Source organism: Nocardiopsis chromatogenes YIM 90109 (assembly GCF_000341185.1).
Lineage (GTDB): Bacteria > Actinomycetota > Actinomycetes > Streptosporangiales > Streptosporangiaceae > Nocardiopsis_A > Nocardiopsis_A chromatogenes.
Window position 1 is genome coordinate 52,956 of the sequence record NZ_ANBH01000070.1, and the last position, 8,449, is coordinate 61,404.

The 8,449-nt window shown below is 73.0% G+C and carries 7 protein-coding genes; 3 read left to right on the top strand and 4 right to left on the bottom strand.

The features are described from left to right. Window positions 1-57: 57 nt before the first annotated feature. A complete protein-coding gene (locus D476_RS0107365) occupies window positions 58-264 on the bottom strand; it encodes a hypothetical protein (protein ID WP_017623306.1) in 207 nt (68 codons plus the stop codon). Further along, a complete protein-coding gene (locus D476_RS0107370) occupies window positions 251-1,636 on the bottom strand; it encodes a PspC domain-containing protein (protein WP_017623307.1) in 1,386 nt (461 codons plus the stop codon). Before D476_RS0107370 ends, D476_RS0107365 begins: the two co-directional genes overlap by 14 nt. A 171-nt stretch (window positions 1,637-1,807) precedes the next feature. Here D476_RS0107370 and D476_RS0107375 point away from each other — a divergent pair, with 171 nt between their 5' ends. Together D476_RS0107375 and D476_RS0107380 are read left to right on the top strand one after the other, a co-directional pair. After that, complete coding sequence (locus tag D476_RS0107375; RefSeq protein ID WP_017623308.1) at window positions 1,808-3,016, top strand: ATP-binding protein; 1,209 nt, start codon at window positions 1,808-1,810, stop codon at window positions 3,014-3,016. Window positions 3,017-3,123: 107 nt separating this feature from the next. Then, window positions 3,124-3,792, top strand: a complete 669-nt coding sequence (locus D476_RS0107380) for a response regulator (protein WP_026123325.1) — start codon at window positions 3,124-3,126, stop codon at window positions 3,790-3,792. Between the two features lie 155 nt (window positions 3,793-3,947). Here D476_RS0107380 and D476_RS0107385 read toward each other — a convergent pair whose 3' ends face one another. Together D476_RS0107385 and D476_RS32390 are read right to left on the bottom strand one after the other, a co-directional pair. Beyond that, a complete protein-coding gene (locus tag D476_RS0107385; RefSeq protein ID WP_017623310.1) occupies window positions 3,948-4,883 on the bottom strand; it encodes a nucleoside hydrolase in 936 nt (311 codons plus the stop codon). A 55-nt stretch (window positions 4,884-4,938) separates the two neighbouring features. Then, entirely contained in the window at window positions 4,939-5,658 is a 720-nt protein-coding gene (locus D476_RS32390; protein WP_017623311.1) for a Pr6Pr family membrane protein, read from the bottom strand. 89 nt (window positions 5,659-5,747) lie between these two features. Here D476_RS32390 and D476_RS0107395 point away from each other — a divergent pair, with 89 nt between their 5' ends. Then, on the top strand, window positions 5,748-8,096 hold the full coding sequence (locus D476_RS0107395; protein ID WP_017623312.1) for a UvrD-helicase domain-containing protein: 2,349 nt from the start codon (window positions 5,748-5,750) through the stop codon (window positions 8,094-8,096). Window positions 8,097-8,449: the final 353 nt, after the last annotated feature.

Consider the following 8,449-nt stretch of genomic DNA (forward strand, 5'->3'; position numbering starts at 1 on the left):
AGTGATATGGATCACTAGAGGCTGCAGGGGCCGGGCCGCCGCGGATCCGGGGCCCCGCTATCGGCCGTCGGCGGACTCCCGGTCGCGCGAGCGCACCATCGCCCGCGCGATCCCCGCGAGACCCAGACCGACCGCCAGCGCGGGCAGCACCCACACCAGGTCGAACCCCCACCCGCCGGTCCCGCGCACCAGGAAGGCCGCGCCGAGGACGACGAAGCACAGGCCCGCGATGAGCGAGCCCCAGTCGGTCCTATGCCTTTTCACGCCGCACCTCCAGGTCCCCCACGTAGGAGGACAGCGTCACGTCCAGCAGCGGGGCGTCCCCGGCCGCACCGTCGGCGGCGCCGGGCTCCATCGTCTCCCGCACGTCCAGCCGCGGCCCGGACCGCATCGACTCGTCCACGCGGATCTCCCCGAACGCGGACGTGCCGTGCACCCGCACCCGCGCCTCCGGCGGCACCACGACCTCCATCCCGCCGAAGCCGACCTTCGCGCGCACCGCCACCTCCTCGCCCGGCTCCAGCTCCATCCCGGTCAGATCGATCGCGGCGGAACCCCCCGTCAGCTCGAACGGGCGCTGCGCCTCGGCGACCGTCCGCGGCCGCCACTCGGCCTCGCCGAAGCGCAGCCCCGTGATGTCGGCGGCCGACGCCGCCACCAGCAGCCCCGCCACCAGTACCCCGACGACCGCCAGGCCCCGCGGGTCGCCGACCCACGCCCCCGCGACCAGCGCCAGTCCGATGATCACCGCGACGCTCCCCAGATAGAGCGGCCCCGTCTGGGGCCCGACCAGGGCCGCGAGCGAGAAGTCGCCCGTGGCGAGCATGAACCCGCCGGCGGCGGCCACCGCCGCCCAGAACGCGAACGGCAGCAGCCGGGCCCCCCGCGCGCGCTTGCGGCGCGGCCGCCGCTTCTCCGGACACCCCGGCGCATCCCGGGCCCCCGTCCCGGTGCCGGTGTCGGCAGTGTTGTCGGCCGTGGCCCCGGTCCCGCCACCGGCACCGGCACCGGCGTCCTCGGCGGCCCCGGGGGGCACCGCGCCCCCCGGCGCCCCGCCGCCCAGCACCGCCAGGTCGATCGGCCCCGCCGGGGCCTGCGCCCACGGCTGCGCCGGGTTGTAGTACGCCGGGCCCGGTTCCGGCTCCGGCGCCGACGGCGGCGGCGCGTGCCGCCGCAGCAGCGACGGCAGCGCGCGGAACTCCTTCTGCAGCACCACGCCCCGCCCGTGCGCCGTCAGCAGGCCCAGCACCAGCGGCGCCGCCAGCACCAGCGTCCCCCAGGCCACCCCGCCCACCAGGCTCAGCGCCGTGGCCACCGCCAGCGCCGCCGCCAGCAGCGTCGGCACCGTCCGCGCCGGCACCCGCCGGTTGAGCAGCTGCTCGGCCATCGCCGGTCCGCCCTGGGCGTCCCGCATCGCCAGCCAGGCGCCCACGTACAGCAGCACCCCCACCAGCGCGGACAGCCCGGTCAGGCAGAACGCCACCCGCCACAGCACCGGGTCCGTCCCGGTGTAGCGGCCCAGCCCCGCGCACACCCCCGTGAGCACGCCCGCGTCGGGGCGGCGGCGCAGCCCCTCGTCCGCGGCCGCCTCCCCGGCGGCCGTGCCTCCGGCGGCCGTGTCCCCAGCGGTCTCCATGCTCTCCATCGTCGCCCCCCGACGGCCCCGTGCCCATCCGGGACCACCCTGACCCCTCCCTGAGGCGCCCCCTCCCCACCCCGGCCGCGCCTTCCGGGCGCGCCCCTGATGCCCCGCCCCCCGCCCCCGGGGCATCCTGGAGGTCCGCGGAGGAAAAGGGGAGCACAGGCGATGTCGGACACGGCGGCGGCCGAGGACACGCCGCGCATGCGGCGCGCCCGCGACGGGCGGCTGGTCGCGGGTGTCGGCGCGGGCATGGCCCGCCACCTGGGGGTGTCCACCACGGTCGTGCGCCTGGCGCTGCTCGCCCTCGGCTTCGCCGGGATCGGCATCGCCGTCTACTTCGCCCTGGTGTTCTTCGTCCCCGCCGAGGCCGAGGCGGACCCGCGGGAACGCGCCGAATCCGCCCGCCGCCAAGGCCGCGACCTGGCCCAGCTGCTCGCCTACCTCGCCGTCGCCGGGGTCCTCGGCCTGCTCTTCCTGCTCTTCGGCGGGCTGTTCGACCCGCTGCTGTGGCTCATCGTCTTCGGCGCCATCGGCGGCGCCATCCTCTGGCAGCAGGCCAACCCCGCCCAGCGCGACGAATGGGTGTCGGCCACCTCCCTGCGCACCCGCACCGGCGTGCTGCGCGCCGGGGCCGGGATCCTCCTCATCGTCATCGGGGTCTTCGGCTTCCTCGCCTTCCAGCAGCAGCTCCACGAGGCCCGCGCCGGGCTCACCTTCGCCGTCGCCACCCTCGCCGGGATCAGCCTCGTCGCCGCGCCCTGGATCGTCGGCCTCATCCGCGAGCGCGACAAGGAGCGCCGCGAACGCATCCGCAACCAGGAGCGCGCCGAACTCGCCGCGCACATCCACGACTCGGTGCTGCACACCCTCACCCTGATCCAGCGCCGCGCCGAGGACCCCCGCGAGGTGCAGCGCCTGGCCCGCGTCCAGGAGCGCGCGCTGCGCGGCTGGCTCTACCAGCGGCCCGCCGACGCCGAGACCACCGTCAAGGCCGCCCTGGAACGCGTCGCCGCCGAGGTGGAGGAGGTGCACGGCGTGCCCATCGACGTGGTGTGCGTCGGCGACGGGGACATGGACGACGCGATCCACGCCGAACTGCGCGCCGCCCGTGAGGCCATGGTCAACGCCTCCAAGTACGCGGGCCCCGAGACCGTCTCCGTCTACGGGGAGGTGGAGCCCGAGCAGGTCCTGGTGTTCGTGCGCGACCGCGGCCCCGGGTTCGACCTGGACGCGGTCCCGCCCGACCGCATGGGGGTGCGCGGCTCCATCGTCGGGCGCATGGAGCGCCACGGCGGCAGCGCCCGCATCCGCACCTCCCCGGGGGAGGGCACCGAGGTACAGCTCACCATGCCCCGCATCAAGGGCGCCGAGTGAGCGCCGGGGTGCCCGCCGCGCCCGTCGGGTCCGCGGCGCCCGTACGCGTGTGGCCGGGGTCGGGCAGCGGCGCCGCATCGGAGGCCCGGGTGGGTACAGTCGCCTATGTGGGAGACAACGAGACCTTTGCCGAAGGCGCGGCGGTTCCCCGCGTCGTGATCGTCGACGACCACCGGCTGTTCCGCAGCGGGGTGCGCGGCGAGCTGGGCGACGCCGTCGAGGTCGTCGGCGAGGCCGGAGACGTCGACTCCGCCGTCCGCGTCATCGCCGAGCACACGCCCGACCTGGTACTGCTCGACGTGCACCTGCCCGGCGGCGGCGGGGTGGAGGTGCTGCGCCGTGTCCTGGCCCGCCAGCCCGATGTGCGGTTCCTGGCGCTGTCGGTCTCCGACGCGGCCGAGGACGTCATCGGCGTGGTGCGCGGCGGCGCCCGCGGCTACGTCACCAAGACCATCTCCGGCCGGGAACTGGCCGACGCCATCGTGCGGGTGGCCGACGGCGACGCCGTGTTCTCCCCGCGGCTGGCCGGGTTCGTGCTGGACGCCTTCGCCGCCACCGACGCCCCGCCCATGGACCCCGAGCTGGACCGGCTGACCCAGCGCGAGCGCGAGGTGCTGCGGCTCATCGCCCGCGGCTACGCCTACAAGGAGGTCGCCAAGGAGCTGTTCATCTCGGTCAAGACCGTGGAGACCCACGTGTCGTCCGTGCTGCGCAAGCTCCAGCTCTCCAACCGCCACGAACTCAGCCGCTGGGCCACCGCCCGCAAACTGGTCTGACCGGTCTGAATGGTCTGAGCGGTCTGAGTGGCCGGTGCGGGCCGGGCGGCCGGTGCGGCCACCCGACGGCGAACGGGGCCCAGACCATCGCCTGGACCCCGTTCCGCGTCCGCTGAGCCGTTCCGCCCGGCGTCCCGTCCGCCGCGGCGCCCCGCTCACCGCAGCGCGTCGGCCATCCGCTCCAGGAAGGTCTCGGCGTCGGCGTCCTGCACCAGAGTCACGCAGGGGCGGTCCTCGTCGTCGGGCTGCGAGAACGGGCGCAGGTCGGCGATGGTCAGCCCGCGGGTGTACTCGCCCTTCAGCTCCACCCGGATCGGGCGCTCCACCGACCGGGTCACCAGCTTGGGGTCGAGGAGGATGCCCGCGGCCAGCGGGTCGTGCATGGCGCTCTGCCGGACCCCGAAGACGCTGCTGTACCAGCCGAAGTAGAAGTCCAGGAAGTCGGCGGTGCGCTGCGCGCGCTCACCCGCGACCCCGCGGAGCGCGTCGAGCCAGGACCCCGGCATGACCGCCTTCATCGTCACGTCCAGCGCCACCAGCGTCAGGTCGAACCCGGCGGCGAACACCCGCTCGGCCGCCTCCGGGTCGTTGGAGGTGTTGGCCTCCGCCCACGGGGTGACGTTGCCGGGCTCCTGGACCGCGCCGCCCATCACCACGACGCGGCGCAGCAGCTTGGGCAGCTCCGGCTCCAGCCCCAGGGCGAGCGCGATGTTGGTCAGCGGCCCCACAGCGAGAAGGTCGATCTCGCCCGGGTGGCGGCGGGCCAGCCGGACCAGCAGCTCGGCCGCCGACTCCTCCACCGGGGCCCCCTGGGGCGCGGGCAGATCGACGTCGCCCAGCCCGTTGGCGCCGTGCACCGACTCGGCCAGCGACGGCTCCTGCACCAGGGGGCGCCCGGCGCCGCGCGCCACCGGCACCTCGGGGGTGCCGTAGAGCTCCAGCAGCCGCAGTGCGTTGTCGGTGGTGGTCTCGACGGCGTTGTTGCCGAAGACGGTGCCGACGCCGACGAGTTCCACCTCCGGCTGCGCGGTCAGGTACGCGAGCGCGAGCGCGTCGTCGATACCCGGGTCGCAGTCGATGAAGACCCGCACGGGAATCCCCCCAAATCGCATGATCATCGTTGGTTCCGGTCCAGAATAGGGCTGGTCACCGGCTCTTCCGCCGCTTCGCCCTGCGCTCTGCCCTCCGCGTCGCCCTCCGCGTCGCCTCCTGTACGGCCCCGCCCGCCCGTGCCAGGAGGCGGTCCGCGAACACCAGCCCGAGCCCGAGCAGGGCGAACACGGTGCCGTACACGGCGGTGTTCCGCAGCAGGCCCCCGTACCCGAGCCAGTGGACGTCCAGGAAGAAGTAGGGGTAGTGGCTGTCGGGGAGCACGATGCCGCGGACGGTCGTGAAGGCCGTGTAGGCCAGCGGGTACAGCAGCCACAGCAGCGCCAGGCGCGGGCGCAGCCCTCCGTGCCGGTCGAACAGCACGAAGTCGGCGGTGGCCAGGATCGGTGCCAGAACGTGCATGTAGTCGCTGGAGCCCAGCCCCAGGACGCGGTCCGGGGAGGTCGGAGGAAGCGGCGCCACCACCGGTCCGTGCACCAGGATCAGGTTGAACACCAGCCCGGTGATGAGGATGTAGAGGGTGGCGCCGCCCTTGAGCCACGGGGGAGGGCCCGGTCGGCCGCGGAAGGCGGCGACGGCGGCCGCGGCCATCACCGCGGCCAGCAGCACGTTGCTCTGCACCGTGAAGAAGACCAGGGGCGGAAGGACCCCGGCGTGCGCCATGTCCATCGCCACGCCGACCACCGATACGGCGGCCGTCGCGGTCCTGAGGCAGCCCGCCGCCACCCGCACCGCGGCCGATCCCGAACCATCCATGCCGGTCATCCTGGACGGAGGGCGGAACCGGGGCGGGAGGACACGCCGGTCCGGGAGAACCACGGCGCGATCCCTCATAGGCTTGGTGGGTGTCCTCCTCTGAGCTACTCGAAGGTCTGAACGCACCGCAGCGGGAAGCCGTCACGCACTCCGGATCGCCGCTGCTCATCGTCGCGGGCGCCGGATCGGGCAAGACCCGCGTCCTCACCCACCGCATCGCCCACCTGCTCTCCGAGCGCGGCGTGCGGCCGGGCGAGGTCCTGGCGATCACCTTCACCAACAAGGCCGCCGCCGAGATGAAGGAGCGCATCGAGGGCCTGCTCGGCTCGCGCGTCGCCCGCACCATGTGGGTGATGACCTTCCACTCGGCGTGCGTGCGCATCCTGCGCCGCGAGGCCGCGCGGCTGGGCTACCCGAGCAGCTTCACCATCTACGACGCGGCGGACTCCAAGCGCCTGATGCAGCTCGTCTGCAAGGAGCTGGACCTGGACCCCAAGCGGTTCCCGCCCAAGTCGTTCTCCGCCCAGGTGTCCAACCTCAAGAACGAGCTCGTCGACTACGACACCTTCGCCGAGCAGGCGCAGAGCGAGCAGGAGAAGAAGCTCGCCGAGGCCTACGCCCTGTACCAGCGGCGGCTGCACGAGGCCGGGGCGATGGACTTCGACGACCTGATCATGGTCACGGTCAACCTGCTGCAGATGTTCCCCGACGTCGCCGAGCACTACCGCAGGCGGTTCCGGCATGTGCTGGTCGACGAGTACCAGGACACCAACCACGCCCAGTACGCGCTCATCCGCGAACTGGTCGGGGAGGACGGGCAGGAGGACGGGGCCCCGGCCGCCGTGCCGCCGCCGGAGCTGTGCGTGGTGGGCGACGCGGACCAGTCGATCTACGCCTTCCGCGGCGCCACCATCCGCAACATCCTGGAGTTCGAGCGGGACTACCCGTCGGCGCGGACCATCCTGCTGGAGCAGAACTACCGGTCCACGCAGAACATCCTGAACGCGGCCAACGCGGTCATCGAGCGGAACGACGGCCGCCCGGAGAAGAACCTCTGGTCCGAGCAGGGCGTCGGCCCGGCGATCACCGGCTACGTGGCCGACAACGAGCACGACGAGGCGGCGTTCGTCGTCGGGGAGATCGACCGGCTCACCGACGAGGGGAAGGCCACCCCGTCCGAGGTCGCCGTCTTCTACCGGACCAACGCGCAGTCGCGCGTGTTCGAGGACGTGTTCATCCGGACCGGGCTGCCGTACAAGATCGTCGGCGGGGTGCGCTTCTACGAGCGCAAGGAGATCCGGGACATCCTGGCCTACCTGCGGGTGCTGGCCAACCCCGAGGACACGGTGAGCCTGCGGCGCATCCTGAACGTCCCCAAACGCGGCATCGGCGACCGCGCCGAGGAGGCGGTGGAGCTGTTCGCCGCGCGCGAGCGCACGTCGTTCGCGCAGGCGCTGCGCCGGGCCGACGAGGCACCCGGGCTGGCGACGCGGTCCCTCAAGGCGATCAAGGAGTTCAACGCCCTCTTGGAGGACCTGGCGGAGTACGCGCGGGACGCGTCCCCGTCGGAGATCGTCGAGGCGGTGCTGCAGCGGACCGGGTACCTGTCGGAGCTGACCGAGTCGAAGGACATCCAGGACGAGAGCCGGGTGGAGAACCTGGAGGAGTTCGTCGACGTCGCGCGCGAGTTCGAGAACACCTTCTCCGGGCCGCTGTACCCGGAGGACACCGAACCTGAGGACGGCGGTGCCGAGGGCGCTGGCGGGGGTGACGGCGAAGGCGCATCGGGGGAGTCCGGGGCAGGGGAGCCGGGGGGACCGGGCGACGCCCCGGAGCCGGCACTGGTGGACTTCCTGGAGCAGATCTCCCTGGTGGCCGACACCGACCAGATCCCGGACGACGAGGACGGCGGCGGGGTGGTCACCCTGATGACGCTGCACTCCGCCAAGGGACTGGAATTCCCGGTGGTGTTCCTGACGGGCATGGAGGACGGGGTCTTCCCGCACATGCGCACACTGGGGGACAAGACGGAGCTGGAGGAAGAGCGGCGGCTCGCGTACGTGGGCATCACGCGTGCGCAGGAGCGGCTCTACGTCAGCCGGGCCGCCGTGCGGAGCGCGTGGGGGTCGCCGTCGTACAACCCGCCGTCGCGGTTCCTCGACGAGGTTCCCAAGGAGCTGTTGGACTGGCGGCGGTCGGAGTCGTCGTTCTCCAGCCTGGGCTCCCCGAGGCCGCGCAGGGAGCCGTCCGCGCGCACGCCGTCGAAGGACGTGCCGACGCTGAGCCCGGGGGACAAGGTCACCCACGACAAGTTCGGTATGGGAACGGTGATGCTGGTGGACGGCGCCGGCGACCGGACGAAGGCGCGCATCGACTTCGGAGCGGACATCGGGGAGAAGGACTTCGTCGTGAAGTTCGCGCCCATCGAGAAGATCTGAGCTGGATAAGCCGGGGCGCCGGGGCGTGGAGGCGCTGTGGAGGGCTAAGGCACTGAGGCGCTGCGGCGCTGCGGCGTACGAAGCACCCTCCGGAGCCTGTAATCTAGAGACATCGGCACGGACGACGCGGTGCGAACCGCGACCGGGCCGGATCCACTCTCCAGCGGATGGCACGAGCACTCGTGCGGCCGGGGTAGGGTGGGAACCACTCCGGATCGACCACAGGTCATTGACAGGTGGGAGAACCTGAGTAAGATAGAAGGGTTGGCCTTCGATCGGACCTTCTGGTAAGGTTCTGGACGAGGGCGACGCCCTGAAAAAGCGGAAAGCGCCGCCTCTAGCGGAAAAGCGAC